The organism is Cupriavidus sp. 2TAF22, from assembly GCF_052115045.1.
Taxonomy (GTDB): domain Bacteria; phylum Pseudomonadota; class Gammaproteobacteria; order Burkholderiales; family Burkholderiaceae; genus Cupriavidus.
In genome coordinates, this window is sequence record NZ_JBFRFX010000002.1 from 384,582 (window position 1) to 410,958 (window position 26,377).

At 69.5% G+C, this 26,377-nt stretch carries 27 protein-coding genes; 16 read left to right on the top strand and 11 right to left on the bottom strand.

Annotation, left to right across the window (positions count from 1 at the left end):
• The first annotated feature begins 73 nt into the window (after positions 1-73).
• From AB4Z48_RS04270 to AB4Z48_RS04280, 3 genes are all read left to right on the top strand, one after another.
• Positions 74-634 (top strand): putative colanic acid biosynthesis acetyltransferase, encoded by a 561-nt coding sequence (locus AB4Z48_RS04270; protein WP_441612621.1) that lies wholly within the window; start codon positions 74-76, stop codon positions 632-634.
• Positions 621-1,736, top strand: a complete 1,116-nt coding sequence (locus tag AB4Z48_RS04275) for a glycosyltransferase family 2 protein (protein WP_441612622.1) — start codon at positions 621-623, stop codon at positions 1,734-1,736. Before AB4Z48_RS04270 ends, AB4Z48_RS04275 begins: the two co-directional genes overlap by 14 nt.
• A gap of 545 nt (positions 1,737-2,281) precedes the next feature.
• Complete coding sequence (locus AB4Z48_RS04280) at positions 2,282-2,884, top strand: helix-turn-helix domain-containing protein (RefSeq protein WP_441612623.1); 603 nt, start codon at positions 2,282-2,284, stop codon at positions 2,882-2,884.
• A gap of 52 nt (positions 2,885-2,936) precedes the next feature.
• Here the strand turns inward: AB4Z48_RS04280 and AB4Z48_RS04285 are convergent, their stop codons facing one another.
• Together AB4Z48_RS04285 and AB4Z48_RS04290 are read right to left on the bottom strand one after the other, a co-directional pair.
• Positions 2,937-4,013 carry an ornithine cyclodeaminase gene (locus AB4Z48_RS04285; RefSeq protein WP_441612624.1) on the bottom strand — a complete coding sequence of 359 codons (1,077 nt, stop codon included), beginning with the start codon at positions 4,011-4,013 and terminating at the stop codon, positions 2,937-2,939.
• Between the two features lie 61 nt (positions 4,014-4,074).
• Positions 4,075-4,980, bottom strand: a complete 906-nt coding sequence (locus AB4Z48_RS04290) for a dimethylarginine dimethylaminohydrolase family protein (protein WP_441612625.1) — start codon at positions 4,978-4,980, stop codon at positions 4,075-4,077.
• 192 nt (positions 4,981-5,172) lie between these two features.
• Between AB4Z48_RS04290 and AB4Z48_RS04295 the strand changes: the two genes are divergently transcribed.
• Positions 5,173-5,595, top strand: coding sequence for an Lrp/AsnC family transcriptional regulator (locus tag AB4Z48_RS04295; RefSeq protein ID WP_441612626.1), 423 nt, complete (start codon positions 5,173-5,175; stop codon positions 5,593-5,595).
• Between the two features lie 15 nt (positions 5,596-5,610).
• Here the strand turns inward: AB4Z48_RS04295 and AB4Z48_RS04300 are convergent, their stop codons facing one another.
• Positions 5,611-7,350 carry a chloride channel protein gene (locus tag AB4Z48_RS04300; protein ID WP_441612627.1) on the bottom strand — a complete coding sequence of 580 codons (1,740 nt, stop codon included), beginning with the start codon at positions 7,348-7,350 and terminating at the stop codon, positions 5,611-5,613.
• 230 nt (positions 7,351-7,580) lie between these two features.
• On the opposite strand from AB4Z48_RS04300, the gene AB4Z48_RS04305 reads away from it, so the two are divergent.
• From AB4Z48_RS04305 to AB4Z48_RS04330, 6 genes are all read left to right on the top strand, one after another.
• Positions 7,581-8,741: an HPP family protein gene (locus AB4Z48_RS04305; RefSeq protein WP_441612628.1), complete on the top strand. Its 1,161-nt coding sequence runs from the start codon at positions 7,581-7,583 to the stop codon at positions 8,739-8,741.
• Positions 8,742-9,017: 276 nt separating this feature from the next.
• Positions 9,018-10,142, top strand: a complete 1,125-nt coding sequence (locus AB4Z48_RS04310; protein WP_441612629.1) for an AI-2E family transporter — start codon at positions 9,018-9,020, stop codon at positions 10,140-10,142.
• Positions 10,139-10,810, top strand: a complete 672-nt coding sequence (locus AB4Z48_RS04315; RefSeq protein WP_441612630.1) for a paraquat-inducible protein A — start codon at positions 10,139-10,141, stop codon at positions 10,808-10,810. The genes AB4Z48_RS04310 and AB4Z48_RS04315 overlap by 4 nt, the downstream gene beginning before the upstream one ends.
• Positions 10,807-11,574 (top strand): paraquat-inducible protein A, encoded by a 768-nt coding sequence (locus tag AB4Z48_RS04320; protein ID WP_441612631.1) that lies wholly within the window; start codon positions 10,807-10,809, stop codon positions 11,572-11,574. Before AB4Z48_RS04315 ends, AB4Z48_RS04320 begins: the two co-directional genes overlap by 4 nt.
• Entirely contained in the window at positions 11,561-13,201 is a 1,641-nt protein-coding gene (locus AB4Z48_RS04325) for a PqiB family protein (RefSeq protein ID WP_441612632.1), read from the top strand. The genes AB4Z48_RS04320 and AB4Z48_RS04325 overlap by 14 nt, the downstream gene beginning before the upstream one ends.
• On the top strand, positions 13,198-13,803 hold the full coding sequence (locus AB4Z48_RS04330) for a PqiC family protein (protein ID WP_441612633.1): 606 nt from the start codon (positions 13,198-13,200) through the stop codon (positions 13,801-13,803). Before AB4Z48_RS04325 ends, AB4Z48_RS04330 begins: the two co-directional genes overlap by 4 nt.
• 25 nt (positions 13,804-13,828) lie before the next feature.
• On the opposite strand, the gene AB4Z48_RS04335 is transcribed toward AB4Z48_RS04330, so the two are convergent.
• Positions 13,829-14,368 carry a nucleoside 2-deoxyribosyltransferase gene (locus AB4Z48_RS04335; protein ID WP_441612634.1) on the bottom strand — a complete coding sequence of 180 codons (540 nt, stop codon included), beginning with the start codon at positions 14,366-14,368 and terminating at the stop codon, positions 13,829-13,831.
• A gap of 208 nt (positions 14,369-14,576) precedes the next feature.
• Here AB4Z48_RS04335 and AB4Z48_RS04340 point away from each other — a divergent pair, with 208 nt between their 5' ends.
• The 4 genes from AB4Z48_RS04340 to AB4Z48_RS04355 all read left to right on the top strand — a co-directional run bounded on the left by AB4Z48_RS04340 (position 14,577) and on the right by AB4Z48_RS04355 (position 17,390).
• The gene (locus AB4Z48_RS04340; protein ID WP_441612635.1) at positions 14,577-14,771 is read left to right on the top strand and encodes a DUF1059 domain-containing protein; all 195 of its coding nucleotides are present in this window, start codon (positions 14,577-14,579) and stop codon (positions 14,769-14,771) included.
• Positions 14,772-15,090: 319 nt separating this feature from the next.
• Positions 15,091-15,903 carry a molybdate ABC transporter substrate-binding protein gene (gene modA / locus AB4Z48_RS04345; protein ID WP_441612636.1) on the top strand — a complete coding sequence of 271 codons (813 nt, stop codon included), beginning with the start codon at positions 15,091-15,093 and terminating at the stop codon, positions 15,901-15,903.
• An 88-nt stretch (positions 15,904-15,991) separates the two neighbouring features.
• On the top strand, positions 15,992-16,663 hold the full coding sequence (modB, locus tag AB4Z48_RS04350) for a molybdate ABC transporter permease subunit (protein ID WP_441612731.1): 672 nt from the start codon (positions 15,992-15,994) through the stop codon (positions 16,661-16,663).
• A 7-nt stretch (positions 16,664-16,670) separates the two neighbouring features.
• A complete protein-coding gene (locus tag AB4Z48_RS04355; protein WP_441612637.1) occupies positions 16,671-17,390 on the top strand; it encodes an ATP-binding cassette domain-containing protein in 720 nt (239 codons plus the stop codon).
• Positions 17,391-17,412: 22 nt separating this feature from the next.
• On the opposite strand, the gene AB4Z48_RS04360 is transcribed toward AB4Z48_RS04355, so the two are convergent.
• From AB4Z48_RS04360 to AB4Z48_RS04385, 6 genes are all read right to left on the bottom strand, one after another.
• The gene (locus AB4Z48_RS04360) at positions 17,413-17,925 is read right to left on the bottom strand and encodes a class IV adenylate cyclase (RefSeq protein WP_441612638.1); all 513 of its coding nucleotides are present in this window, start codon (positions 17,923-17,925) and stop codon (positions 17,413-17,415) included.
• A 62-nt stretch (positions 17,926-17,987) separates the two neighbouring features.
• On the bottom strand, positions 17,988-18,587 hold the full coding sequence (locus tag AB4Z48_RS04365; protein WP_441612639.1) for a LysE/ArgO family amino acid transporter: 600 nt from the start codon (positions 18,585-18,587) through the stop codon (positions 17,988-17,990).
• 205 nt (positions 18,588-18,792) lie between these two features.
• A complete protein-coding gene (locus AB4Z48_RS04370; protein ID WP_441612640.1) occupies positions 18,793-19,593 on the bottom strand; it encodes a TOBE domain-containing protein in 801 nt (266 codons plus the stop codon).
• 83 nt (positions 19,594-19,676) lie between these two features.
• A complete protein-coding gene (locus AB4Z48_RS04375) occupies positions 19,677-19,919 on the bottom strand; it encodes an RNA recognition motif domain-containing protein (protein ID WP_441612642.1) in 243 nt (80 codons plus the stop codon).
• Positions 19,920-20,011: 92 nt separating this feature from the next.
• On the bottom strand, positions 20,012-20,791 hold the full coding sequence (gene fabI, locus AB4Z48_RS04380) for an enoyl-ACP reductase FabI (protein WP_441612643.1): 780 nt from the start codon (positions 20,789-20,791) through the stop codon (positions 20,012-20,014).
• A gap of 16 nt (positions 20,792-20,807) precedes the next feature.
• Positions 20,808-23,069: a DUF3141 domain-containing protein gene (locus AB4Z48_RS04385; RefSeq protein ID WP_441612644.1), complete on the bottom strand. Its 2,262-nt coding sequence runs from the start codon at positions 23,067-23,069 to the stop codon at positions 20,808-20,810.
• A gap of 303 nt (positions 23,070-23,372) precedes the next feature.
• Between AB4Z48_RS04385 and AB4Z48_RS04390 the strand changes: the two genes are divergently transcribed.
• Together AB4Z48_RS04390 and AB4Z48_RS04395 are read left to right on the top strand one after the other, a co-directional pair.
• On the top strand, positions 23,373-24,314 hold the full coding sequence (locus tag AB4Z48_RS04390; protein ID WP_441612645.1) for a phosphate acetyltransferase: 942 nt from the start codon (positions 23,373-23,375) through the stop codon (positions 24,312-24,314).
• Positions 24,315-24,366: 52 nt separating this feature from the next.
• Positions 24,367-25,590, top strand: a complete 1,224-nt coding sequence (locus AB4Z48_RS04395; protein WP_441612646.1) for an acetate/propionate family kinase — start codon at positions 24,367-24,369, stop codon at positions 25,588-25,590.
• On the opposite strand, the gene AB4Z48_RS04400 is transcribed toward AB4Z48_RS04395, so the two are convergent.
• Positions 25,587-26,351: a tyrosine-protein phosphatase gene (locus tag AB4Z48_RS04400; protein ID WP_441612647.1), complete on the bottom strand. Its 765-nt coding sequence runs from the start codon at positions 26,349-26,351 to the stop codon at positions 25,587-25,589. The two genes, AB4Z48_RS04395 and AB4Z48_RS04400, sit on opposite strands and share 4 nt — an antisense overlap.
• Positions 26,352-26,377: the final 26 nt, after the last annotated feature.

Below are 26,377 nucleotides of genomic sequence, written 5' to 3' on the forward strand. Positions count from 1 at the left end.
CAACCATTGACAGCGTAGCAGCGCCGACACCGGACAAGCTGAGCGGGCCTCGATCACACCGAGCGGACCGACGATGATCCTACAAGGCAACGACCCGACCACGGGCGCCTCGTTCTCGCTGGGCAACCGCCTGCAGCGGCAGCTCTGGCGGTGGGTCTGGCTGTGCCTGTTCCGGCCCAGCCCGCGCCCGCTGCACGTGTGGCGCGCGGCGCTGCTGCGGCTGTTCGGCGCGCGCCTCGGGCCGCATGTCCACATCTACCCCTCGGTCAGGATCTGGGCGCCGTGGGACCTGAGCGTGGGCGGCCACGTGGGCGTGGCCGACGGGGTCACGCTGTACAACATGGCGCCGATCGAAATCGGCGACTACTGCGTGGTTTCCCAGGGCGCGCACCTGTGCACCGGCAGCCACGACTACAACAGCGCCAATTTCCAGCTGGTCGCGCATCCCATCGTGCTGGCGCCGCATGTGTGGATCTGTGCCGAAGCGTTCGTCTCGCCGGGCGTGTCCGTGGCCGAAGGCGCGGTGGTCGCGCCGCGCTCCGTGGTCACCAGGAGCCTGCGCACGCCGTGGACGGTCTATGCCGGCACGCCGGCCCGGGCCATCGGCACGAGGACGAGACATGGCAAGGCCTAGCAACTTCAGGCAGATGAGCCATCCCGTGCGCATGGGCCGGCCGGGCTCGCCGGCCGCGCCTGGCATCTCGGTGCTGATCCTCACCCGCAACGAAGAGCAGGACCTGCCGGGCTGCCTGCAGAGCGTGGCCTGGTCGGACGACATCCATGTCTACGACTCCATGAGCACCGATGCCACCGTGGAAATCGCCACGCGCTTTGGCGCCCGCGTCACGCAGCGCCCCTTCGACAACTGGGCCAGCCACCAGAACTGGGGCCTGCGCAACATCGCCTTCCGCCATCCCTGGGTGTTCTATATCGACGCCGACGAGCGCATGACACCGGCGCTGGCCGAGCACGCACTGGCCGCCGTGCGCGCCGCGCGCGACGAGGTGGCGTTCCGCGTGCAGCGGCGCGATTTCTTCCTCGGCACCTGGCTGCGCCACGTGCAGACCTCGCCCTTCTACCTGCGCCTGTTCCGGCCGGAGCGCATGCGCTACGAACGGCTGGTCAATCCCGTCTCGATCCCCGACGGCCCGGCCGGCGAGCTGTCCGGCTATCTCGACCACTTTCCCTTCAGCAAGGGCCTGAGCCACTGGATCACGCGCCACAACAGCTACAGCAGCCTGGAAGCGCAGCAGACCATCGACAACCGGCGCGGCAAGGCGGATTTCAGCCTGCGCGAGGCGCTGTTCGCGCCGGACTTCCACCAGCGGCGCGCGCATCAGAAGGAGCTGTTCTACCGCCTGCCGCTACGCCCACTGGCCAAGTTCGTGCTGCTCTACGTCGGCAAGCGCGGCTTCCTCGACGGCCGTGCCGGCCTCACCTACGCCATCCTGCAGTCGATCTACGAATACTTCATCGTGATCAAGACGCACGAACTCAAGACCCGGGGCGCCTCGGCGCCGGCCACGGCGCACGCCGGCATCGCGCGCGTGGATGGCAGCGCGGCAGCGCAGGGCGCCGTTCCATGCAGCGAGCCCGGCGGCCTGCCTGCGGAGGCCGCCAAGGCACCGGCGCCGGGCCTCGCGCAGCCGCCGGCCGCGCTTCCCGGCACGCTTCCCGGTACGATTGGCGGCACGCTTCCCGCCGTCGCGGCAGCCGGCCCCGGCGGGCACGGATAGTTGCCGGCGCCTGCGGATCTGGCCTCGCCGGCGCGGCGATCCGGTGCCAGGAACCCCGCGCGCCGCCGGCGGTCTTCAGTAGCATGCGGCATCGAAACCGCGCGAGTCGGGCATCACCCGGGCATCATCCGGGAGCCGCCTGGATGTCTGCATTGTTTGCAAGAAATCGCGGGCTTCGCGTGTCTGCCAAAACGCGGCAATATGCGTTTAAACACAGAAGTGGGAGCGTTCGAGGCGTTTTCGAAATATTTGCCGGCCCTGGCTGGTGATATATGTTCGATAGCGCATATGATTGGGAACCGGCATTCTTCCGTTGGAAGAAGAAGGCACTTGTGACATAGATCACGCCCTTGCATGGCTGCGGAGCACCTCCGCTTCCGGCGCCCAGGGTAACGGGCAAGTCATGCAAGAGGCTCAGCGGTGCCAGCAAGCCATTGAGTTGTTGCGCTTTTTTTATGCGTGGCCGGGGCCCAAACCAGCGCGGGAGGTACGCGCTGTCACTGCCAGTCTGACCGCAGTGTGATGTTTTCTTAACGGGTGAACGGATGAAACTGGATTCAGAACTGGCTGAGAAGCCTTATTACAGCACGCGTACCGCCGCCAAGTTGCTCAATGTCTCGTTGGGCACCGTACAGAAGATGGTGGAGCGCGGCGAACTCGGGGCCTGGAAGACCAACGGCGGCCACCGCCGTATTCACAAGGAGACCGTGCACCGCCTGCTGGCCACGCGAGTCGGCCAGGAACTGCCGTCGGTGCACGAGCTTGACCTGGTGGTATTCCACCCCAATCACCAGGAAGCCCAGCGCATCCACGCGCAACTGGGCAAATGGGGCCTGCCCCTCAAGAGCGTGGTGGTGGAGGACGTGGTGGATACCATCATTACGTCGGTCAGCTCGCACCCGCGGGTGGTGCTGTACTACGTGGAAGAACTCAGCGACGCCGAATCGGCGACCATCGAGAAGCTGCAGAACTTCTTCACCCGCCAGAATGTCATCTTCGCCGTGATCACCAACCGCCAGGCCTATGACGGCGTGGCCGACGCCCTGCAGCACTGGGGCATCATGGTCTTCCTGAAGACGCCGTCGCTGGAAGAGGTCAAGGGCTTCCTGCGCGCGCAGCTGATGATGACGCGCGGCGCGGCCGGCTGAACCAGCCACCTGGCCGGCCGGCGCGCGCCGGCTTACCGCACGGCGGCCGGCTTCAGGCCAGTTCCGCCACCGCGGCCGGTTCAGGCCGCGGGACCGCCGCCTCCATCATCCAGCCGTAGAGATTGCGCGGGTCCGGTGGCGTGGCCACCAGCTCCACGTGGCTGCCGCGGTGCCGCGCATGGGCCGCGGCATGGATCCAGCGCAGCGCGGCGTAGTCCTCCAGCGCGAAGCCGACCGAATCGAACACCGTCACTTCGTCCGCGCCGCCGCGTCCCGGCGCGCGGCCGCCCAGCACCTCCCACAATTCCGTGACCGGCGCATCCGCCGGCAACTGCTGGATCTCGCCCTCGATGCGGGTCTGCGGTGCGTACTCGACCACGATGCGCGCCGCGCGCAGGATATCCGCGTGCAGTTCGGTCTTGCCCGGGCAATCGCCGCCCACCGCGTTGAGATGCATGCCCGGCGCCACCATGTCGGGCGTGAGGATGGTGGCGCGCGTCTTGTCCGCGGTGACGGTGCTGACGATATCGGCGCCGCGCACCGCGTCGCGTACCGACGCCACCGGCACCACCTTCAATCCCGGCACGGCGGCCAGGTTGCGCGCCAGCCGCGCGCTCGCCGCCGGGTCGATGTCGTAGGCGCGGATCTCGCGGATGCCCAGCATGGCGTGGAAGGCCAGCGCCTGGAACTCCGCCTGCGCGCCGTTGCCGATCAGCGCCATCGTGGCGGAGCCGGGCCGCGCCATGGCCTGCGCGGCCAGCGCCGAGGTGGCGGCGGTGCGCAGCGCGGTGGCCAGCGTCAGATCGCACAGCAGCAGCGGGAAGCCGCTCGCCACCTCGGCCAGCACGCCGAAAGCCATCACCGTGGGCATGCCGACCAGCGCGTTGCGCGGATGGCCATTGACGTACTTGAACGCGTATTGCACGCCGTCGCTCACCGGCATCAACTCGATCACGCCACCGGCCGAATGCGCGGCCAGCCGCGCCGATTTGTCGAACGCATCCCAGCGCATGAAATCCTGGCGGACATGATGCGCGATCTGCGCGATGGCGCTGGCGACGCCCGTCTCGCGCACCAGCGCCGCCACGTCGGCGGCGTCGAGGAAGCGGGTCATGGCGATCTCCTTCATGGTGCTCTCCCTGTCGTGTCTTGTCTTGTTGTCTTGTTGTCGTGTCGTCCTGCCGCCCGGCTCAGGCGGCAACCGCTGCCGCGGCGGTGCGACCGGCACCCGCGGCCTGCCCCGCCGCGCTGGTGCGGTCAAGCCGCAGCGTCATGCAGTAGGCGCCGCCACCGGACAGCATGAACGGCGACAGGTCCACCTCGCGCAGCTGGTAGCCGCGCTGGCCCAGCTCGGCGCGCAGGTGCGGCGTGGTACGTGTCATCACGATCTGGTCGTGCAGGTTGACCGCGTTGACGCTGAAGTGGCGCAGGTCGTCCTCGCTCGCCTCGATGCGCAGGCTGGCCGGCACGCGCTCGCGCAGCGTGCGCAGCGCCTCCTGCGTGAACGCGGGCGGGTAGTAGAGGATCTCGCCGCCGGACAGCGGGCAGAAGCACACGTCGAGGTGATAGCTCTGCTCGGTCGCCAGTTCCAGCGCCACCACCTCGCGGCCGAAACGGCTGCCCATGACATCGGCCGCCGCGCGCGTCGAACGCGGGCCGAAGCCGGCCCAGAAATGACCGCGCACCGCATCCCAGATGCAGTCGCCGGCGCCCTCCTGGTAGCAGCCCTCGGGCAGCACGCTGACCGAATCGATCAGGCCGCGCTCGCGCAGGCCCTCGAAGATCCTGGCGAACGGGACTTCCTCGCCGGCGCGCTCCGGATAGCGAAAGCGCGCCAGCACCGCATGGCCGTCCAGCACCACGGCTGCGTTGGCGGGGAACACCATGTCGGGCAGGCCAGGCGCGCCCGGGGCGGTCTCCACCACGAAGCCGGACGCCTGCAAGGCCGCATGCAGCGCTGCGAAGGAACCCACCGCGTGCTGGTGCATGCCGCGCGGATCACGCGCCCAGAGGCCCGGATCCATCCACGGATTGATGCTGTAGGACACGTCGTAGTGGGTCGGGTCGACAAGCAGGATGGTGGGCTGGTTGGTCACGCTGGCTCCTTGGTGGTTGACGCGCGGTGGACGCGCGGTGACTGGGGATGCCTGCATTCTGGTGCAGTGCGGCGCTAACCAAAAGCCAGCAAACTGCGCAATTCCGCTGCTATGATTTGCAATATGCAAGGTCATATTGGCGAATCGCCAATCGGGGCCGCAAGTGCGCCCCAAGACCCACCAGGAACCGCCATGGACGACACCGACCGCCAGTTGCTAGCCCTGCTGCGCGACAACGCCCGCATGCCCGCCACTGCCCTGGCCAAGGCCCTGCGCGTGTCGCGCGCCACCGTCCAGAACCGCATCGACAAGCTGGAGAGGGAGGGGCTGATCGTCGGCTACACGGTCCGCCTCAAGCCGGAAGCCGAGACCCACCGCATCCGCGCCTGGACGACCATCGCCGTGGAGGGCAACAAGGCTCGCCAGGTGCTCCAGGCCCTGCGCGGCGAGCCCAATGTGCAGACGCTGCACACCACCAACGGGCGCTGGGACATCATTGCCGAACTACGCGCCGACACGCTCGAGGCGTTCGATCGTACGCTCGACCGGATCCGCCTGATCGACGGGATCGGGGCCACCGAGACCAGCATCCTGCTGTCGAGCTACAAGCTCTGAACACCGTTGCGGCGTTCAGCCCGCCGCCACGCCTCGCAGCCGTTCGCGCTGCGTCTCTTCATGCAGGACCTGCCCGCTGGGCCGCAGCAGGTCGCGCAGCGATACCACGCCGACCAGGCGCATCGATTCCAGATCCGCCACCACCGGCAGGCGCCCCACGCTCAGTTCCGCCATGCGCCCGGCCGCGACGCGCGCGGTCTGGGCAGGCAGCAGCACCTGATCCGGGCGCAGCGGCGTCATCAGCTCGCGTCCGCTCATCGATGCGCCTTCGCGCCCGCGCAAGGCATTGCGCTCCAGCATGCCGGCCACGCGCCCGCCGCACAGCACCGGATAAGCGCGATGCGGCGCGTGCTCGCCGAAATACCGCGGCCACAGGGCGCTGACGGGCTGGTCGCCATCCACGCTCACCACCGCGGTGGTCATCAGGTCCGCCACATGCTGGCGCTCAAGCGGGTCGACCCCGTATTCGCGATAGATATGCAGCCCGCGGCGGGCGATCTTCTCGGTCATGATCGACCGCTTCATGGTCAGCACGGTGAAGCCGTGCGCGACGGCGGTGGTCAGCAGCAGCGGCAGCAGCGCGTTGCTGTCATGCGTCAGCCCGAAAGCGAAGACGATGGCGGTCAGCGGCGCGCCGAGCACGCTGCCCAGCACGCCCGCCATGCACACCAGCGCCCAGAGCTCGGGCGAGCCACCGGGCAGGACTGCGCCAAGCGCCACGCCGAGCCCGGCACCGAGCATCAGCAGCGGGGCCAGCACCCCGCCCGAGGTACCGGAGCCGAGCGCGACGACCCAGATCACCGCCTTGACCGCCAGCAGGGCCAGCGCGACCTCCAGCGCCAGGCGGTTATGCAGCAGGTCGGCGATCACGTCATAGCCCACGCCGAGCGCGCGCGGTTCGAAGTAGCCACCGATGCCGACCACCAGGCCGCCGATGGCGGGCCACCACATCCAGTGCAGCTTGAGCCGCGAGAACTGGTCTTCGGTGCGGTACAGGGCCAGCGTCAGCGCCGCGCCGAGCACGCCGCACAGCAGGCCCGCGACCACGCAGGAGCCAAGGGCGGCGGTGGATACCGGCGCCGTCTGCATGGCAAACAGCGGGCCGGACTCGAATACCAGCGGGCGCAGGAAGCCAGCCATCGCGCAGGCCAGCGCCACCGGCAGCAGGCTGCGCGGGCGCAGCTCGAACAGCAGCAGCTCCACCGCCAGCAGCACCGCCGCCACCGGCGTGCCGAAGATCGCCGTCATGCCGGCGCAGGCCCCGGCCACCAGCAGCGTCTTGCGCTCGGCGGCGGTCAGGTGCAGGTATTGCGCGAGCAGCGAGGCGATCGAGCCGCCGGTCATGATGATCGGGCCTTCGGCCCCGAATGGCCCGCCGCTGCCGATCACGATGCCGGAAGACAAGGGCTTGAGCACCGCCACGCGCGGCGACATCTTGCTCTTGCCGAACAGCACCGCCTCGATGGCCTCGGGGATGCCATGGCCGCGGATCTTGTCGCTGCCGTAGCGCGCCATCAGCCCCACCAGCAGGCCTCCGGCCACCGGCACCAGGATCACCCACGCGCCCAGCGCGTGCTGCGCCGGCGAGCGCTCCGCCAGCGACAGCGTCTGGTAGAAGAAAAGGTTGGTGAAGAAGCGAATCAGGTTCAGCAGCAGCACGGCAGCCGCCGTGCTGATGGCGCCGATCACCGGCGCCAGCGCGGCAAGCAGCAGCAGGCGCCGGCTGACGGCGTAGTCGCGTTTTTCAAAGTGCATGATGAGGCTCGCGCGGGGCGTGTAAGAGGCTTATGTGGGGCACGCGGGGCTTGCAGCATCGCAAGCGCCGAGACAGCGCAATGTATCACGTCATGATATATTTGCGGACCGGTTTGCTGCAGCGCAGCCAAGGTGACGACGCGCTACGCATGATGCGTAGCCGCCAGCCGCCTGCCCGCGCCGCCCGCTTTCGTCCCGCCGCTTCCAGAACCGCAGAACCAGGCCCGTCCATGCCACCATCCCAGGCCCCCTCCCTAGCCGAACTCACGCCAGCGCGGGCGCGCGCATGGCTGCGAGCCTTCGTTCCCACGCCCATTGCCGGCAGCAAGCGCGAGCGCTTCAAGAGCTGCCTGGGCGCGCTGCTCGGCCTGCTGGTCACCGAATGGATCAGCCGCCGCTTGCTGGGCGGGGTCAACCCGTGGTTCGTGGCGCCGATGGGGGCCTCGGCGGTGCTGCTGTTCGCGGTGCCGGCCAGCCCGCTGGCGCAGCCGTGGTCCATCATCGGCGGCAACCTGGTGGCGGCCCTGATCGGCGTGGCCTGCGCGCGCTGGATTCCGGACCCTGGCCTGGCCGCCGCCGTGGCGGTGGCGCTGGCCATCGTCATGATGTTCCAGCTGCACTGCGTGCATCCGCCCAGCGGCGCGGTGGCGATCACCGCAGTGTTCGGCGGCCCGGCCGTCGCCAAGCTCGGTTTCGGCTTCGTGGCGTTCCCGGTGCTGCTCAACTCGATGCTGCTCCTGCTGATCGCGCTGCTGTTCAACAACGCGCTGCGCCGGCGCTATCCGCACCGCCCGGCCGACCACGCCAACCCGCACCGCACCGCCGATCCGCTGCCCAGCGAGCGCGTGGGCTTCAATCGCGCCGACCTCGACGAGGTGCTCAAGACGCGCGGCGAATTCCTCGACATCGAAGAAGACGACCTGGAAGAAATCCTGGTGGCGGCGCAGATGCGCGCCTATCGCCGCCGCTTCGGCGACGTGCGCTGCGAGCACATCATGTCGCGCGACGTCGTCACGGTGCAGCCTGGCCACAGCGGCGTGCAGGCCCGCGCCCTGCTCAACCGGCACGGCCTGCGCACGCTGCCGGTGGTGGACGAAGCACACCGCCTGGTCGGCATGCTCAACCTGGTCGACCTGCTCGCCGTGCGCGCCGGCGCCAGCCAGCCACGCGCGGGCAACGCGGGTGACCTGATGCACACCGGCGTGGCCACCGCCCGGCCCGAGCAGCCCATGGTGGAACTGGCGCGCGCCTTCTCCGACGGCGGCCTGCACGAGATGCCGGTGGTGGATGCGCAGCGGCGCCTGCTGGGCATCGTCACCCAGTCGGACCTGATCGCCGCGCTGCTCGAACAGGGACCGCCGGCGCAGGCCGAGGCACCGGCCCCGCGCTGAAGCGTGTAAAGCGGCCCGGCGGGCGGCGCGGAGCGCCGCGGGCGTTACCCGGCGGCCTCCCGCCCTGCCCGGGGGTGCCACGCAGCGGCGGCATCCCCGCACCGATCGGCGCAGGCCCGCGCGCGCCACGCGGAACGCGCGGGCCGCAGTGCGGCATCCGCACTGCAGCATTTTTTCCCGCGCGCGCCGGCGCACGCGTTATCGGCCGGAAGGGTCTATGTTTTCCTATATATTGTCGGCGTTCCCGTCACGCCGGCATGTCCGGACATACGCCCGATGAGCTCCAGCCAACTGATTGAAAAACTCGCCGCCGTGCTTGCGCTGGTCGTCCTGATCGGCGGCTCGCTGCTGGTGCTGGCGCCCTTCACCACCGCCCTGCTGTGGGCCGCCATCCTCGCCTTCAGCTCCTGGTACCCGTATTCGGTGCTGTCGCGCTGGCTGGGCAACCGGCGCAGCCTGGCCGCGGTGATCTGCGTGCTGCTGGCCGCCGTGATCGTGCTGGGCCCCTTCGTCTACGCGGGCGCCAGCTTCTCCGCCCATATCGACGAGTTGTCCGGCCTGGTCGACCGTTTCGTGGACAACGGCCTGCCGGCGCTGCCGGACTGGCTGACCGGCCTGCCCTACGTGGGCAACTACCTGCAGAACAGCTGGGACAAGGTGATCCACGCCGACTCCGACATGGTGGCCAACCTGCGCAAGCTGATCGCGCCGGTGGGCCACGCGGTGCTGGGCGCGGGGCTTTCGATCGGCGCCGGGCTCGGGCAGCTGGCATTGTCCATCGTGCTGGCGTTCTTTTTCTATACCGGCGGCGAATTCGCGGTGGCGTGGCTGCGCGCGGGCATGCGCCGCATCGCCGGCGAGCGCGCCGACCACCTGCTGGCGCTGGCCGGCAATACCGTCAAGGGCGTGGTCTACGGCGTGCTCGGCACCGCCTTCGTGCAGGCGGTGCTGGCCGGCATCGGCTTCTGGATCGCCGGCGTGCCCGGCGCGGCCATCCTTGGCTTCGTCACCTTCTTCCTCTCGGTGATCCCGGTGGGCCCGCCGCTGGTGTGGATCCCGGCCGCGCTGTGGCTGTACCACACCGGCTCGCTGGGCTGGGCCATCTTCATGGTGGTGTGGGGCGTGGGCGTGGTCAGCATGGCCGACAACATCATCAAGCCGCTGCTGATCAGCAAGGGCACCGACATGCCGCTGATCTGGGTCATGCTGGGCGTGTTCGGCGGCGCGCTGGCCTTCGGCTTCCTCGGCGTGTTCATCGGGCCCACGCTGCTGGCGGTGGCCTACGCGCTGCTGCGCGACTGGACCATCGGCTCGCAGCACCCGGCCGATCCGCCGCGCGTGCTCGCACAAGGCAAACCCGTCACCACGGCCGAGGACGTGGCGGGCTCCGGCAAGGCATGAGCGAAGCCGGCCGCGGCGAGACCAGTCCGGGCGCGCCCGGCACGCCAGTCGCGCCGGCGGCGCTGGCGCATCTGGTGGCCTGCGAATACTGCGACGCGGTCTACCAGCGCGAGCGCCTTGGCACCGGCGAGCGGGCGCTGTGCCTGCGCTGCGGTGGCCAGCTCTACCGCGAAAGCTCGCGCGCCTATGCGCGGCTGCTGCCGCTGGTGCTGGCCGCGCTGATCCTGTTCGCGGTGTCCAACGCCTACCCGATCGTCGAGATGGATCTCAAGGGCGTGCGCACCGAGACCACGCTGTGGGGCGCGGTGCTGGCGCTCCATGCCGACAATATGTCGCTGGTGGCGATCCTGGTGTTCGCCACCACCATCCTGTTTCCGCTGACCGAGATGCTGATGATGCTGTACCTGCTGGTGCCGATGGCGCGCCACCGCATGCCGGCCGGCTTCGAGCGCATCGTGCGCGGCATCCGCCAGACCCGTCCCTGGGGCATGATCGAGGTCTTCATGATCGGGGTGCTGGTCACGCTGGTGAAGCTTTCCACCATGGCCCAGGTGCTGCCCGGCGTGGCGCTGTGGTCGTTCGGCGCGCTGGTGGTGGTGCTGGCGGCGATGCTGTCGTTCGACCCGCGCGACTTGTGGCAGTACCTGGACGAGGAGCCGCCGCGATGAGCGCCGCGCCCGACCACACCCCGCCCGGCAGCGACCAGCACGGGGGCAAGCGCGGCAACGGCGCCCTGGCCCGCTCGCGGCGCATAGCCGCCGGCGTGGTGGCGGAACTGACCGACGACGACGAGGCAAAGCCGCTGCCGCAGGTGCCCACCGCCACCTCGATGGGGCTGGTGTCCTGCCACGCCTGCGACGCGCTCAGCCCGCGCGCGCTGGCGGGCGAGCCCTGCCCGCGCTGCGGCGCCACCCTGCACCACCGCAAGCCGCAGAGCCTCACGCGCACCTGGGCCTTCCTGCTGTCGGCCTTCATCCTCTATATCCCCGCCAACCTGCTGCCGGTGATGGTGACCCAGTCCATCCTCGGCACGCAGCGCGACACCATCTTCTCCGGCGTGGTCTACCTGTGGCTGTCGGGATCGAACCTGCTGGCCATCGTGGTGCTGATCGCCAGCATCGTGGTGCCGCTGCTGAAGATGATGATCCTCACGCTGCTGCTGCTGTCCGTGCACTTTCGCTCGCGCTGGCGCATCCGCCAGCAGACCAGGCTGTACGGCCTGGTGGAAGTCATCGGCCGCTGGTCGATGCTCGATATCTTCGTGGTAGCGCTGCTGGCCTCGCTGGTGCGCGCGGGCGCGCTCGCCACCATCATCCCCGGCGCCGGTGCCATGGCCTTCGGCTCCGTGGTGGTGCTGACCATGCTGGCCTCACTCAGTTTCGATCCCCGCCTGCTGTGGGATTCGCTGGATACAAACGATGCCCGACCTTGACAACCCCTCTGCTCCGCCGCCACCTCCGCCGCTGCCGCCCGCGCCCGAGCGCCGCAGGCGCGCACGCTGGCTGCCCTCGCTGGTATGGCTGATTCCGATCGTGGCCGCCGTGGTCGGGCTCTCGCTGCTGATCCACACGCTGGCCGAGCGCGGCCCCGGGATCACGGTCACCTTCCGCACCGCCGAAGGCCTCACGCCTGGCAAGACGCCGGTGCGCTACAAGGACGTGGACATCGGCCTGGTCAAGTCGGTGCGCCTGGCGCCTGACCGCTCGCACGTGATCGCCAAGATCGACCTGACCCAGGACGCGGCCAGCTTTTCCGCCAAGGACACACGCTTCTGGGTGGTGCGCCCGCGCTTCGCCACCAGCGGCATCTCGGGGCTGGAGACGCTGCTGTCGGGTGCCTATATCGGCGTGGACGCCGGCAAGTCCGAGGAGCGCGTGCGCGACTTCACCGGGCTCGAAGTGCCGCCCGCGGTCACCACCGATGCCTCGGGCAAGCAGTTCCTGCTGCGCGCCGCCGATCTCGGCTCGCTCGACATAGGCTCGCCGGTCTACTACCGCCGCGTGCAGGTGGGGCAGGTGGTGGCCTACCAGCTCGAGCCCAACGGGCGCGATCTCTCGCTGCGCGTGTTCATCAACAAGCCCTACGATAACCTGGTCACGGCCGATACCCGCTTCTGGCACGCCAGCGGCGTGGACATCAAGCTCGACGCCGGCGGCTTCAAGCTCAATACGCAGTCGCTGGTGACGGTATTGCTGGGCGGCGTGGCCTTCCAGGCGCCGGACGACAGCAGAGTGACCGCGGCCGCCAACGAGAACACCCAGTTCCTGCTCTCCAGCGACCAGACCGAAGCGATGAAGGAGCCCGAGGAACTGATACCATCGCTCGCCGTGCTGAACTTCGACCAGTCGGTGCGCGGGCTCTCGCCCGGCGCGCCGGTCGACTTCCGCGGCGTGGTGGTGGGCCAGGTGCGCTCGATCGGCATCGAGTACCTGAGCGACAAGAAGGCCTTCCGGCTACCGGTGGTGGTGGAACTCTATCCCTCGCGCATGGGCTTCCGCGCGCGCGACATGGAAGACGTCAATCGTGCCCGCAACATCGTCCAGACCCTGATCAAGCGCGGCATGCGCGCGCAATTGCGCACCGGCAACCTGCTGACCGGGCAGCTCTACGTGGCGCTGGACTTCTTCCCCAAGGCGCCACCGGTCAACGTGGACCTCAACGCCGCGATGCCCGAACTGGCCACCACGCCGGGCACCTTCGACGAACTCCAGGCCAAGCTGGGCGACATCGTCAACAAGATCGACAAGGTGCCGTTCGAGCAGATCGGCCAGGACGTGCGTACCTCCATGGCCTCGCTCAACACCATGCTCGCCGGCGCCGACAAGCTGGTCAGCCAGCTCAACGGCGACGTGGCCCCGCAGGTGGTGGCCGCGCTGCAGGACGCCCGCAAGACGCTCAGCGCCGCCAGCGGCACGCTGGCCTCCGACGCGCCGCTGCAGCAAGACACGCGCCGCATGATGCAGGAGCTCACGCGCACCGCGGCGTCGCTGCGCGCGCTGACCGACTACCTGGAACGCCACCCCGAAGCGCTGGTGCGCGGCAAGCCGGAGAAACAATGATGACCCGCAAGATGATGTCTGCCGTGCTGCTCGCCCTGCCGCTCGCGGCCGCGCTGCTGCCCGGCTGCGCCTCGCCCGATCCGCGCTATTACACGCTGGCGCAGGGCGCCGGCGGCGCCGACGCAGCCGCTCCCGCCGCCGCCGCACAGCCGATGTGGATCGAGGTGGCGCCGGTGCGCGTGCCGGAGCGGTTGAACCGCCCCCAACTGGTGGTACGCGACGGCCAGGACGGCGAGCTCAGGCTGCTCGACCTGTCGCGCTGGTCCGCGCCGCTGCCCGACGAACTTCGCGATGCGCTTTCGCAGCAGCTGCAGGCCCGGCTCGGCGCGGTCGACACCTACCAGCAGGGCCTGTCGGACGTGGCGCCGGTGTACCGCATCACGACCGAAGTGGTGCGCCTGGAGGCCAGCGTCGGCCAGCGCGCCAGCGCCACCATCAACTGGACCGTGCGCCGCCTGCCCGATGGCAAGATCAGCGCCGGCCGCACCCAGGCCGAACTGCCGGCGCCGGGCGCGGTGGACGGCGTGGTGGCCGCCTACCGCCAGATCGTGGCCAACACGGCCGACGACATCGCCGCCGGCATGGACGCATTGCGGCGCTGACCGCAGGGGTAGCCCCCGCCGCTGTTCAGTCTTCGGCCTGCGTACCGTTGCCGCGGCAACTGCGCCGCCGCTCGGCTTCCGCCATCGCCGCCAGGCACTGCGCCGGCCCGCCGTCCACCAGCTTCACGGAGCAGGCCAGCATCAGGTTCTTGCCCAGGCCGAAATCCTCCACCACGAAGCCGCGCGCATCGAGCATCTCGCCCGATGCGGCCTTCGCCACGCCCACCCGCTCGAGCAAGGTGCCGGCGTCGCTGCTGTAGCCCCACACCGGCTTCTGCAATGCCACCGCGAAGCCGACCTCGAACACCGTCCCCGAATCCGGCTCGCCGGGCCCGCGGAAGTCGTCGAGATTGGCCATCACCATATCGGCGCGGCGCAGCAGGTTGATATTGGCCTCGTAGATCCAGCGTGCGGTATCGGGCCCCGGCAGGCCCGCCGGGGCGGCCTTGTCGAGCGGATACAGGCCCGCAAAGCCGTGCTGGGCGCACAGCGCTTTCAGGCGTTCGCCGTAGGCGACGGCGTTGGCACGGAAGACGTCGAAACCGGCTAGGTAGATCGATTTCATCTTGGCTTTGGTGTCGGGGGTTGGGTGTCGGCTGGTGCCATGGACTAAGTGACGCTCGAGGATAGCCGATCTGACGGCGAGGGCGGGTTTTTGCGGCGGCCGCCCTATACTGAACACGCGGCCCGGCGGCACGCAGCGGGACGCTGCCACCGGGACACGGCAGCTGCCCCGGCCGATACACAACCCTCACCCGCGTCAGGAGTCACCCATGGGACGCAAATACATCGATTGCCGCGATTTCCCCAGCGAGTCCAAGTGCACGGTCGCCCTCAGCGCCGACACCGAGGACGAACTGCTCCAGGTCGCCGTGCAGCATGCGGTGCAGGTCCACCAGCACGAGGATGGACCGGAGCTGCGCCAGATGCTCAAGAGCGCCTTCAAGGACATCAACCCGCCGGCATGAGCGCGGGCCCCTCATTCGCAAGGCGTGATGCCGGCCACCCGCCGGCATTTTTTTTGCGTGGCGCCCGGCGCCGGACATTGTCGCGGGCGTCAATGGCAGCAGGGTGACGCACCGGTTACACGGCCGTGACGGCGCAGATGGCATGCATGCGCGCCCCGGTCATCGCGCGCAAGGCATGCCGAAGCTGGCGAATGTGCCATTGACGCCGCGTTATATACCGTCATATATTGCGCATTTGGCAGGCTTGCGGGCCCGTCCTGCCTGCTAAGTCCGCTACTCCAGCTACCCCAGCTACGCCAACCTGCGCACCGCCATGCCCATGCAACCGATCCCCGCTTCGCCCGCCCTGCCCCGTCGATCGCGCGGCACCCGCCGGACCGCTTCGTTCGCGGCCGGCCTGCTGCTGTCCGCCACGCTGGCGCTGTCCGCGCCGGCCGCCTTCGGCGCCGACCTGGTGGTATCGGCCGCAGCCAGCCTGACCAACGCCTTCAAGTCGCTGGCGGAGTCCTATGAGCGCGCGCATCCGCAGACCAAGGTGATCCTGAACTTCGGCGCCTCGGACGTGCTGATGCAGCAGATCGTCAACGGCGCGCCGGCCGACGTGTTCGCCTCCGCCGACCAGGATGCGATGACCAAGGCCGAGGCCGCGCGCGTGGTGAACGCCTCGACGCGCCGCGACTTCGCCGCCAACCAGCTCGCGCTGATCCTGCCGGCCGACAGCAAGCAGGAAGTGGGCAAGCTGCAGGATCTGGCCAAGCCCGAGTTCAAGCGCATTGCCTTCGGCAACCCGGCCTCGGTGCCGGTGGGCCGCTATACCAAGGGCGCGCTGGAAGCCGCGGGCGTGTGGGACGCCGTGTCGGCCAAGGGCGTGATGGCGCAGAACGTGCGCCAGAGCCTGGATTACGTGGCGCGCGGCGAAGTCGAGGCCGGCTTCGTCTTCGCCACCGACGCGGCCATCATGCCGGACAAGGTCAAGGTGGCGCTGCGCGTGCCGACCCGCCAGCCGGTCACCTACCCGATCGCCGTCACCGCCATCGCCAGGCAGCCGGCCGAGGCCTCCGCCTTCGTCAGCTATGTGCTGTCGGCCGAAGGCCAGGCCGTACTGGCCAAGTATGGCTTCCTGAAGCCCTGACCCTCACGCGCGAGCCGGGTGCGGGAACCGGGCCCGGCTCCTCCCGCCGCCGGCCCGCCTGGTCCGGCCGGCCATCCTTATGAATTCCCTGCAATCCGTCTGGGTCCCGCTGGCGCTGTCGCTCAAGGTAGCGGGCTGGGCCACCGTGCTCAACACTGTGCTCGGCGTGGCCGCGGCTTATGCCTTGTCGCGCTGGCGCTCCGGCGCGCGCGACGTGGTCGACGCCATCCTCACGCTGCCGCTGGTGCTGCCGCCCACCGTGATGGGCTATTACCTGCTGGTCATGGTGGGGCGCCGCGGCGTGCTGGGCGAATGGCTGGGCCGCGCCGGCATCGAGCTGGTCTTCACCTGGCAGGGCGCGGTGCTGGCGTCCACCATCGTCGCCTTCCCGCTGGTGCTCAAGTCCGCGCGCGCCGCCTTCGAGGGTGTGAACACCCAGTACGAGGACGCCGCGCGCGTGCTCGGCACGCCGGAGGCCGGCATCTTCTTCCGCGTCACGCTGCCGCTGGCCGCGCGCGGCATCATCGCCGGCGTGCTGCTGGCCTTCGCGCGGGCCCTGGGCGAGTTCGGCGCCACCCTGATGGTGGCCGGCAACCTGCCGGGCCGCACGCAAACCTTGTCGGTCGCCATCTACGAGGCCGTGCAGGCCGGCGACGACAATACCGCCAACCTGCTGGTGCTGGTGACCTCGGTCACCTGCGTGGTGCTGCTGGTGGCGGCAGGCCGGCTGGTGCCATCCAGCCGCAAGGCCTTAGGGTAGATCCGCCATGAGCATGCATGTGACAGTCCGCAAGGATCTCGGCTCCGACGACCGCCGCTTCTCGCTGGACATCGCCTTCGACTCCACGAGCCGCCGCATCGCGCTGTTCGGCCCCTCGGGCGCGGGCAAGAGCCTCACGCTGCGGGCCATCGCCGGCCTGCTGCGGCCCGACAGCGGCCGCATCGTGCTGAACGACCGCACCCTGTTCGACAGCCAGGCCCATGTCAACGTACGCCCGCAGGAGCGCCGCGTGGCCTACCTGTTCCAGGACTACGCGCTGTTTCCCCACCTGACGGTGGCGCAGAACATCGCCTTCGGGCTCGAGCGCGGCTGGCGCAACCCGCGCCGCAAGGCCAGCCACCCCGAAGCACGGCGCTGGATCGATGCCTTTGGCCTGGGCGCGATCACCGGCAACTATCCCGGCGAGATCTCCGGCGGCCAGAAGCAGCGCACGGCGCTGGCGCGCGCGCTGGTTGCACAGCCGGACATCGTGCTGCTCGACGAGCCGTTCTCCGCGCTGGACCCCGCGCTGCGCGTACGCATGCGCACCGAGCTGAAGGCCTTGCAGGCCGATCTCGAGGTGCCGATGCTGGTGATTTCGCATGACCCCGATGATGTGGAAGCGCTCGGGGATCATGTGCTGGAGGTGCGCGACGGGCGCATCCACGGGGGCGGGCCGGTGAAAGGCCATCCGCAGGTCTATGCGCCGGCATCGGCGCGGGTGTAGCCACCCGCGCCCCGCTCCTGCCTTACCCCGCGCGCAGCAGGTCCACGTAGGCGGTTTCCACCAGCTGCTCCTGCGCCACCCCGAGCCTGGCCAGCAAGGCGTGCGCTTCGGCCACGCCCGCCGCGGCCGGCTCGCCTTCGGCCAGCACCACTTCCAGCTCGAGGAAATCTCCCAGCCCTTCCACCCGGTCCAGGTGCACGCGCGTGCGGCCCGCCAGGTAGAGCACGCGCGTCTTGCGCACACGTCCGTCCTCGCCCCAGGCCGCCGCCAGCGCGGCACGCAATGAATCGGGTGCCGCCGTCGGCGAGATGATGTAGTGGCTCTCCCTGGGCCCGGCCTGGTCGGCGCGCGCGTAGAAGATCAGTTGCCCCTCGCCCGAGGCAAACGCGCGCAGCTTCAGCCGGCCGCTGGCGCAGCGGAAGAAGGTATCGTCCTGCTCGATCCGTTCCGGCCCGTGATCGGCCAGCGGGGCCACCAGCGGGACCAGCGCATCGATGCTGGCGATGCGGGCCTTGATTTCCACGTTTCTAGGCATGTCGTGTTTCCGTGTTTCCGTGTTTCCGTGTTTCCGTGCTGGTTGCGCGGTGTCGCGGCATCTCAGTCCAGCAGCAGCCGCGCGGCGATGACCCACATGGTGATGCCGATCACGATCTCCAGCACGCGCCACGCCGTGGGCCTGGCGAACACCGGCCGCAGCAGCGCGGCGCCGTAGCCCAGCGCGAAAAAGAATACGAACGAGGCCACCATCGCCCCGGCCGCGAAAGCGCTCGCGCGTCCGGCGAACTGGGTGGAAACCGAGCCGATCAGCATCACCGTATCGAGGTACACATGCGGGTTGAGCCAGGTCAGCGCCAGGCACACCGCCAGCGTGGCCGCCAGCGGACGCGGCTGCGCATCGCTCGGCGCGAGTACGCCCGAGGTGCGCCACGCGGCCCAGAAACTGCGCGCGCCGTACCACAGCAGGAAGGCCGCGCCGCCGTAGCGCATGGCGTCGCCAAGCCACGGGAGCTTGCGCATCAGCACGGCGAAGCCCGACACGCCCATCAGGATCAGCGCGGCGTCGGACAGCGCGCACACCAGGCAGACCCAGAACACGTGCTCGCGCCGCAGGCCCTGGCGCAGCACGAAGGCATTCTGCGAGCCGATGGCGAGGATCAGCGACAGCCCCAGGCTGAAGCCGGCAATGGCGGCGTCCATGCTCAGCGCCCTCCCGCCGGCAGGCCGGCGCGCGCCGTGCAATGGCCGTGCGGCCAGCAAAAAATGGTCAGGCGGGAGCGATGCCCGGGCGTTTTCTTCATTCGGTTCTTGTTGTTCTGCTCATTGCCGCCGCTGCAGCCGCCACCGCCGCTTCTGCCGCCGCGGCGCGGAGGCCGGATTCTAGCGCGGCCGGGCGCCGCGCCGCTCACAGGGTGCCGAGGATCACGCTCGAAGCCTTGAACACGGCCAGCGCACGGCTGCCTTGCACGAGCCCCAGCGCCGCCACGCTGTCGCTGGTGACGACGGACACCACGGTGCCGCCGCCATCGAGTTCGAGCGCCACTTCGGTGCTGACCGCGCCGGGCAGCACGCGCGCCACGCTGCCGGGCAACTGGTTGCGTGCCGACAGCCGCAGGCCCGAGTCCGGCAGGCCAAGCAGTACCGAGGACGCCTTGACCAGGGCAAAGGCCTCCACGCCCGGCGCCAGGCCCAGCGTCTGCACGCTTTCATGGGTGATCGTGGCGATGACCTGCTGGCCGCCCGCCAGCGCCAGCGCGACCTCGTCGTTGACGGCGCCGGCGCGGATCGCCGCCACCGTGCCGAACAGCTTGTTGCGCGCGCTGGTCCGGACCATGAAGCGGCGGATCAGGTCGAGGTCATCCTGCGCGGGCTCGGCAAGGTTGCCCAGGCTGGCAAGGTGGGCGATGAAGCGCTGGTGTTCCAGCTCGAGCGCGCGATAGGTACGGATCAGGCTCTGGCCGCGCGCGGTCAGCACCGTGCCGCCGCCGCCCTTGCCGCCGGTGGCGCGCACCACCAGGGGCTCGCCAGCGCTGTTGTTCATCGCGTCGATGGCGTCCCAGGCGGCCTTGTAGCTCAGGCCCACGGCCTTGGCCGCGGCGGTGATCGAGCCGTGCTCGCCGATCGCCGCCAGCAGGGCGATGCGCTCGCGGCCGCCCCAGTCCCGGCTGCCGGAGCGAAACCAGATCGCACCGTCGAGTTCTAGCATGCGTGGAGGGGCGCTGCGCCAGGGCAGCGCCGCAAAGTGGCACAGCCAGCTATGGTAATGCCAATCCGGACATGCCGGCGCGCCTAGCCCTGGTGGGCGGGGATATACCAGCGCATCATGCTGCCGGCGAAATACTGGCGGTCGAACTGGCGCAGCAGGCGCCACGCCGTAAACGGGTCGACGGCCAGGTCGACCCAGGCCCACGGGTGCTCCGGGTCACCCTCGCGCACCATTTCCACCGAGATGACAGGCGCGTAGGGCGCCAGCTTTTCGCGCAGCATCGGTTCGGTCACATCGCGGTGCAGGCCCCGGATGAGTACCTTCATGTCGTGCTCCCGATAGGAGGGGCGCGCGTACGCGTGGACGGCACCGGCCCTTGTTGTTTCAACCATTGTAGGCGGCGCGGGCCGGCAAGGCGCTACCCCATGATGTGCACGCCGCCATCCACGTAGACGGTGTTGCCGGAAATGCGGCGCGCGTACGGCGTGGCCAGGTAGGCGGTGGCGAAGCCCACGTCCATGATGTCCACCAGCTCGCCGAGCGGCGCGCGCCCGGCAGCGTCGGCCAGCAGCCGCTCGAAATCCTTCAGGCCGGAGGCGGCACGGGTCTTGAGCGGGCCGGGCGAGATCGCGTGCACGCGGATGCCGCGCGGGCCCAGCTCGTGCGCCAGGTAGCGGCAGGTGGCCTCGAGCGCAGCCTTGACCGGACCCATCAGGTCATAGTTCGGCACCACCCGGACGGCGCCCTCGTAGCTCATCGCGAACAGGCTGCCGCCGTCGCTCATCAGCGGCACCGCGCGCCGCGCCAGGCGCACGAAGGAATGGCAGGACACATCCATGGCGCGCGCGAAGCCGGACGCCGACGAATTGAGCAGGCCACCGTGCAGGTCCTCCCTCGGCGCGAACGCCACCGAGTGGACCAGCGCGTCGAGCTTGCCCCATTGCTGCGCGATGCGCTCGAACAGCGCCTGCTCCTGCGCGGGATCTTCCACGTCGAGCGGCATCAGGATGGTCGCGCCTACCGCCTCGGCCAGCGGCGCCACATGCGGGTAGGCCTTGTCGTTGAGATAGGTCAGCGCGATCTCGGCGCCAAGCTCGCGGAAGGCGCGCGCGCAGCCCCATGCGATGGATTCCGCATTGGCCACGCCGACCACCAGCACGCGAGCGCCCAGCAAGGGGGGATTCGGAACTTGCGTCATGAGAAGCCTCGTTCGTTCAGGAGTTGGATTCGGCCGCATCGGTGGCGCCGGCTGCCGGCACGGGCGCGCCGACCGGCGCCGGCCGTGCCGTGTGATCGGTACCCAGCACGCGCGCAACCTCGCGGTAGCGCGCCAGCCTCGCGCCTTCGAGCGGCGCGCGCACGGTAAGGATGCGGTGGATCGCCACCATCACGCGGTGGCGCTGCGCGCCGTCCGGCAACAGCTGTGGCAACGCGGCCACCGCGCGCGCGGGATCGAGCCCGACGATAAAACTCTGGCGCTTGACCGTGGCCTTGACGGTCGCAATGTCCGGTTGCTGCGCCAGGTGCTCCTTCGCCATCTTGCGCATCAGGTTGAAGGGACGCTCCTCGATCCCCGCGCTCTCGTCGGCGACATAGGCAAGGATTCGCATGAAGGCATCCAGCGGCGTGCCCTGGTCGATCTGCTGCCGCGCATCGTGGATGCGACGGGCGGTCAGCTCCTCGCGCAGCGCCACGCTTTGCGGCGGCGGCCCGCGCCGCTGCGCGCCGGGCGCGAAGCCCACCAGCGCAGACAGCCAGGGCGACTGGTACAGCGCCTCGAACAGCTGCTCGCAGCCAGCGTCGCGCTGGTCGCGCCAGGCATCCAGCATGCGCACGATGCCGTCCGACGCAGCGCGCTCCAGCGCCAGGAAAGGATTGTCCTGCGCCACGGGCTGGCGCGCCTCGCGCACCGCGGGCGCCAGCGCTGCAATCCACGCCATCCACGGATTCGCGTCGGACGCCAGCGAGCGCTCCAGCCGCGCGGGATGCATCTGCCGCATTGCGTAGGCGCCCGCTTCGGAGGTCACGGCCTGCAGCGCCGGCGAGACAAAGGTGTCATACAGGCGCTGATTGACCTGCGCCACGCGCCGCACCACCTCGAAGGCCTGCTCGTCTTCGCGGCCGTCGTCGAGCGCGAGGATATCGGCGATGGTCCGGCGCTCGAAGCGCACCAGGTAGCGGCCGTCGATCAGCTCCAGGTGCGAAGTATCAGGTGCGATGTCCTCGATGCGCGCCTCGTACAGGCCGGGCGGCAGCACGTCGATCAGGTCCAGCGCGGAGATCAGCTCGGTGTGCTCTCGGTTGGCCACGCTGGCCGAGACAAAGATGCCGAGGTGCCCTACTTTCTCGTGCAGGCAGTAGACGATGACCTGTTCGTTGGCGACGATCTCGTCGACGCTGGCGTAGAGATCGGGGATCCAGTCCAGCGCCTGCTGCGGCGGCGTGATGTTGTCGCCCCAGGAAGCAAAGACCACGATCGGCGAGCGCACGTTGCGCAGGTCCACCGTGACGTTGCCGTCGGCGCTGCGCACCTCGCCGGCCGTGAGATGGTTGCCGACGAACAGGTTCTGCACGATCCAGTCGATCTCGGCGCGGTTGAGCAGGAAGTGGCCGCCCCACCAGCGCTCGAACGCGAGGAAACGCTCGCGCTCGGTGTCGGCGTTCGCGTACACGTCGTAGAGCTTCTTCCACAAGGTGTTGGCGGGATTGAGCTGCTCGAAGTTCTGCACCAGCCAGGCGCCGTCGAAGCGGCCGTTGCCGAGATCGGCCGCGAGCGACGCCAGCCAAGAGCCGCCCAGCAGGCCACCGCTGTAGCGCATCGGATTGCGCCCGCGCACGCCGGCCCAGTACGACAGCGGCGAGCCAGCGAGCAGGAGCGGCCCGGGCAGATCGGGCGCGGCCGCGGCCAGCATCATCAGCGCCCAGCCACCCTGGCAATTGCCGATCACGAAGGGCTTGCCCTGCGCATGCGGGTGCCGCTCGACCACGGCCTGGAGGAACACGGCTTCGGCGCGCGCCACGCTCTCGATGGTCTGCCCCGGGCACGGCACGGGGAAGAAGGTGACGAAGTAGCAGGGATGGCCGCGCCGCAGCGCGATGCCGATCTCGCTGTCGATCTTGAAGCCGCCGATGCCGGGGCCGTGCCCGGCGCGCGGATCGATGACCACGAAGGGCCGACTGGTGTCGTCGCTGTCTTCGCAGCCCGGCGGCGGCAGCACGCGCAGCAGCGCATAGTTGGCGGGCTGCGCGAGCGTGCGGCCGTCGACCACGATCTCGTGGCTGAACGCCAGCACCGGCGGCATGCCTTCGCGCTCGTGCTCCAAGGTCTGGTTGCCGCGCTCGCGCAGGATGTCCAGCAACAGGATGCCGCGCTGCCAGGCATCGATGGCGTAGGACCACGCGGGGGGCATCGGCAGCCCGGATCCCCGGCCCCCGTATTCGCTGCCAGACTGGATGACGGGTACACGTGCGTTCACTCGGCTTCCTCCTGCATGTGGCGTTGGAGGCAGGGGCAGGCACCGGGTCGTTGCCGGATTGTTGCCCTGCAGCACAGCAAATCTACCAGCGGTCCCGACGCTTGACAAGCGCCCTCCGGCGCCGCGCGGGCGCCACTCGGCCACGGACGCGCCAAGCCATGCCGCGCTTGCGCGGTGTCATCTTGGCGCCCGCAACATGACCTATACTTGGCTTTGCTTTTTTTGCGCGACGCAGCACGCCCCCGCGCGCCGACGCTGGATCGACTCACCCGGATCGACTCACCCGGACGCACTGGAAAGCCGATGACCCAGAATCTCGACAAGTATTCCGTCCTGCTCGCGCGCTGCGCCGACCTGCCCGCCATTCCGACCGCCGTGGCGCACCCCTGCGATGCATCCTCGCTCGGCGGCGCGCTGCAGGCGGCCAGCCTCGGCCTGATCGTGCCGCTGCTGATCGGGCCCGCCGCGCGCATCCGCCAGGTCGCCGAGGCCAATGCGCTGGCGCTGGGCGACGCCGTACTGATCGACGTGCCACACAGCCACGCCGCCGCCGCGCGCGCGGTGGCGGCGATACGCGCCGGCGAGGCCGAGTTGCTGATGAAGGGCAGCCTGCACACCGACGAGCTGATGCACGAGGTCACCGCCTCCGCGACCGGCCTGCGCACCGCGCGCCGCCTCTCGCACGTGTTCGCCATGGACGTGCCCAGCTATCACAAGCCGCTGTTCATCACCGATGCCGCGGTCAACATCTTCCCCACCCTCAACGACAAGGCCGATATCTGCCGCAACGCGATCGACCTGCTGCGCGTGCTCGGCATCGCAAGCCCCAAGGTGGCCATCCTCTCGGCGGTGGAGACGGTCACCGACAAGATCCCCTCCACCATCGACGCCGCGGCGCTGTGCATGATGAGCCGGCGCGGGCAGATCGAAGGCGGCATCCTCGACGGCCCGCTGGCATTCGACAACGCCATCAGCCGCGAGGCCGCCGTCACCAAGGGCATCGTCTCCGAGGTGGCGGGCGACCCCGACATCCTGCTGGTGCCGGACCTCGAATCCGGCAATATGCTGGCCAAGCAACTCACCTTCCTGGCCGGCGCCGAAGCCGCCGGCATCGTGCTGGGCGCACGCGTGCCCATCATCCTCACCAGCCGCGCCGACAGCGTGCGCGCGCGCATCGGCAGCTGCGCCATCACCGTGCTGCTGGCGCATGCGCGGCGCACCGCCCAGGCGAGCGCCGCGGTCTGAATCGCCGCATCCGGTCGTTCCCATCGATGTTGTTGCAAGGAGGCATGCCAGCGTGAGCGCCACCCATCCCACCATTCTCGTCGTCAATGCCGGCTCGTCCAGCGTCAAGGTCTCGGTCTACACCGTACCCGAGGCCGCGCACGCCAGCCCCGACATCAACCCGGTGCTCAGCGCGCACGGCCAGATCGAGGGCATCGGCGTGGCGCCGCGCCTGACCGCGAGCATGGCCGACGGCCGCGTGGTCGCCGACGAACGCTTCCCGGTGGCACAGGTGGCCGATCACGACGCCGCCTTCCGACTGATCCGCCTGGTGCTCAGCATCGGCCTGCGCGATGCGCCGCCGGTGGCGATCGGCCATCGCGTGGTGCATGGCGGCGCCGATTTTTCCGCGGCGGTGAAGATCGACGACGAGGTGATCGCCAGGCTCGAGGCACTGGTGCCGCTGGCGCCGCTGCACCAGCCGCACAACCTCACCGCGATCCGCGCGGTGCGCACGGCGGCGCCGGCGCTGCTGCAGGTGGCCTGTTTCGATACCGCCTTCCACGCCGGGCACGACGAGATGGCGCAGCTGCTGGCGCTGCCCTACGAATACTTCGAGCGCGGCATCCGCCGCTACGGCTTCCACGGCCTGTCCTACGAGTACATCGCGCGCCGGCTGCAGCAGGTGGCGCCCGATCTCTCCGCCGGCCGCGTCATCGTGGCGCACCTCGGCAACGGCGCCAGCCTGTGCGCCATGCGCGAGGGCCGCAGCATCGAATCCACCATGGGCCTCACCGCGCTCGACGGCCTGCCGATGGGCACGCGCTGCGGCGCCATCGACGCCGGCGCCGTCCTGTGGCTGTCGCAGCAAGGCATGAGCACCAAAGACATCGAGACCATGCTGTACCAGGAATCGGGGCTCAAGGGCTTGTCCGGCGTGAGCAGCGACATGCGCGCCCTGCTGGCCAGCGACGCGCCGCGCGCGCGCCTGGCGATCGATTTCTACGCCTACCGCGCCGCGCAGGAAATCGGCAAGCTGGCCACCACGCTGGGCGGGCTCGACGCGCTGGTGTTCACGGCCGGCATCGGCGCCAATTCGCCGCCCGTGCGCGAGCGGATCTGCGCGCGCCTGGCCGACCTGTTCGGCATCAGCCTGGACGCCGCCGCCAACGGCGAGAACCGCCAGCGCATCAGCCGCAACGGCAGCCGCGTGCCAGTGCTGGTGCTGCCCACGGACGAGGAGGGCATGATCGCGCTGAATACCGCGCGCATCATGCTGGCGGAGAAAGCGGCCTAGGACGCCAGATAGGCCTGCCGCAGGCGCCGCACATCCACCGCGAGCACCTCGCCGAGGTAAGCCGCCATGCCGCCGTAGTCCCGCTCGATGGCCTGCATCGACGCCTCCAGGTAGGACGCCCGCACTTCCAGCAGCGGCCGCATCACTTCGGGATCGACGCCGCCCTGCGCGGCCCGCGCGCTCATCTGCGCGTTGAAGCCCTGGTTCCAGTGATTGGACTCCAGGTAGTTGGCCATGATGGCTTCCCGGCCGACACCCAGGCCGGCGAGCAGCAACAACGACGCGAATCCGGTGCGGTCCTTGCCTGCGGTGCAGTGGTACAGCAGGTTGCCGCCCGCTTCCGCGGTCTTGAGGAAGCCGCCGAAGGCAGCCTGGTACTTGCGCGGAAAATCGCCGTAGACCTCCAGCATGAAGGCCTCCATCTGCGCGGGGCTGCCGTCACGCATGCGCGGCATCAGCTCCGCCATCGACATGCTGCCTTCGAGCACCGGCGTGGCGACCCAGCGGAAGGCCTGGCCGAACGCACCCTCTTCGGGCGATTTCTCGCCGGAAGAGCGGAAGTCGATCACCATGTCGAGTTGCAGCGCGCGCAGGCGCGCCATGTCGGCCACGCTGGCGAAGGCCGGATTGCCGCTGCGGAACAGCTTGCCGCTGCGCACGCGGCGACCGTCCTGCGTGCCGAGGCCGCCGAGGTCGCGCAGATTGACCACGTTGTCCAGCATCAGCGCCGTGGCTTGCGCTTCGTTCTCTCCAGCATGCATTGCTTGCCTCGGTCCTTATCCTGAAT

Excerpts from the sequence above, each read along its gene's own strand:
- AB4Z48_RS04270 (WP_441612621.1), top strand. The coding sequence starts at position 74 with ATGATCCTACAAGGCAACGACCCGACCACGGGCGCCTCGTTCTCGCTG.
- AB4Z48_RS04275 (WP_441612622.1), top strand. The coding sequence starts at position 621 with ATGGCAAGGCCTAGCAACTTCAGGCAGATGAGCCATCCCGTGCGCATG.
- AB4Z48_RS04280 (WP_441612623.1), top strand. The coding sequence starts at position 2,282 with ATGAAACTGGATTCAGAACTGGCTGAGAAGCCTTATTACAGCACGCGT.
- AB4Z48_RS04285 (WP_441612624.1), bottom strand. The coding sequence starts at position 4,013 with ATGAAGGAGATCGCCATGACCCGCTTCCTCGACGCCGCCGACGTGGCG.
- AB4Z48_RS04295 (WP_441612626.1), top strand. The coding sequence starts at position 5,173 with ATGGACGACACCGACCGCCAGTTGCTAGCCCTGCTGCGCGACAACGCC.
- AB4Z48_RS04300 (WP_441612627.1), bottom strand. The coding sequence starts at position 7,350 with ATGCACTTTGAAAAACGCGACTACGCCGTCAGCCGGCGCCTGCTGCTG.
- AB4Z48_RS04305 (WP_441612628.1), top strand. The coding sequence starts at position 7,581 with ATGCCACCATCCCAGGCCCCCTCCCTAGCCGAACTCACGCCAGCGCGG.
- AB4Z48_RS04310 (WP_441612629.1), top strand. The coding sequence starts at position 9,018 with ATGAGCTCCAGCCAACTGATTGAAAAACTCGCCGCCGTGCTTGCGCTG.
- AB4Z48_RS04315 (WP_441612630.1), top strand. The coding sequence starts at position 10,139 with ATGAGCGAAGCCGGCCGCGGCGAGACCAGTCCGGGCGCGCCCGGCACG.
- AB4Z48_RS04320 (WP_441612631.1), top strand. The coding sequence starts at position 10,807 with ATGAGCGCCGCGCCCGACCACACCCCGCCCGGCAGCGACCAGCACGGG.
- AB4Z48_RS04325 (WP_441612632.1), top strand. The coding sequence starts at position 11,561 with ATGCCCGACCTTGACAACCCCTCTGCTCCGCCGCCACCTCCGCCGCTG.
- AB4Z48_RS04330 (WP_441612633.1), top strand. The coding sequence starts at position 13,198 with ATGATGACCCGCAAGATGATGTCTGCCGTGCTGCTCGCCCTGCCGCTC.
- AB4Z48_RS04335 (WP_441612634.1), bottom strand. The coding sequence starts at position 14,368 with ATGAAATCGATCTACCTAGCCGGTTTCGACGTCTTCCGTGCCAACGCC.
- AB4Z48_RS04340 (WP_441612635.1), top strand. The coding sequence starts at position 14,577 with ATGGGACGCAAATACATCGATTGCCGCGATTTCCCCAGCGAGTCCAAG.
- modA (WP_441612636.1), top strand. The coding sequence starts at position 15,091 with ATGCAACCGATCCCCGCTTCGCCCGCCCTGCCCCGTCGATCGCGCGGC.
- AB4Z48_RS04355 (WP_441612637.1), top strand. The coding sequence starts at position 16,671 with ATGAGCATGCATGTGACAGTCCGCAAGGATCTCGGCTCCGACGACCGC.
- AB4Z48_RS04360 (WP_441612638.1), bottom strand. The coding sequence starts at position 17,925 with ATGCCTAGAAACGTGGAAATCAAGGCCCGCATCGCCAGCATCGATGCG.
- AB4Z48_RS04365 (WP_441612639.1), bottom strand. The coding sequence starts at position 18,587 with ATGGACGCCGCCATTGCCGGCTTCAGCCTGGGGCTGTCGCTGATCCTC.
- AB4Z48_RS04370 (WP_441612640.1), bottom strand. The coding sequence starts at position 19,593 with ATGCTAGAACTCGACGGTGCGATCTGGTTTCGCTCCGGCAGCCGGGAC.
- AB4Z48_RS04375 (WP_441612642.1), bottom strand. The coding sequence starts at position 19,919 with ATGAAGGTACTCATCCGGGGCCTGCACCGCGATGTGACCGAACCGATG.
- fabI (WP_441612643.1), bottom strand. The coding sequence starts at position 20,791 with ATGACGCAAGTTCCGAATCCCCCCTTGCTGGGCGCTCGCGTGCTGGTG.
- AB4Z48_RS04390 (WP_441612645.1), top strand. The coding sequence starts at position 23,373 with ATGACCCAGAATCTCGACAAGTATTCCGTCCTGCTCGCGCGCTGCGCC.
- AB4Z48_RS04400 (WP_441612647.1), bottom strand. The coding sequence starts at position 26,351 with ATGCATGCTGGAGAGAACGAAGCGCAAGCCACGGCGCTGATGCTGGAC.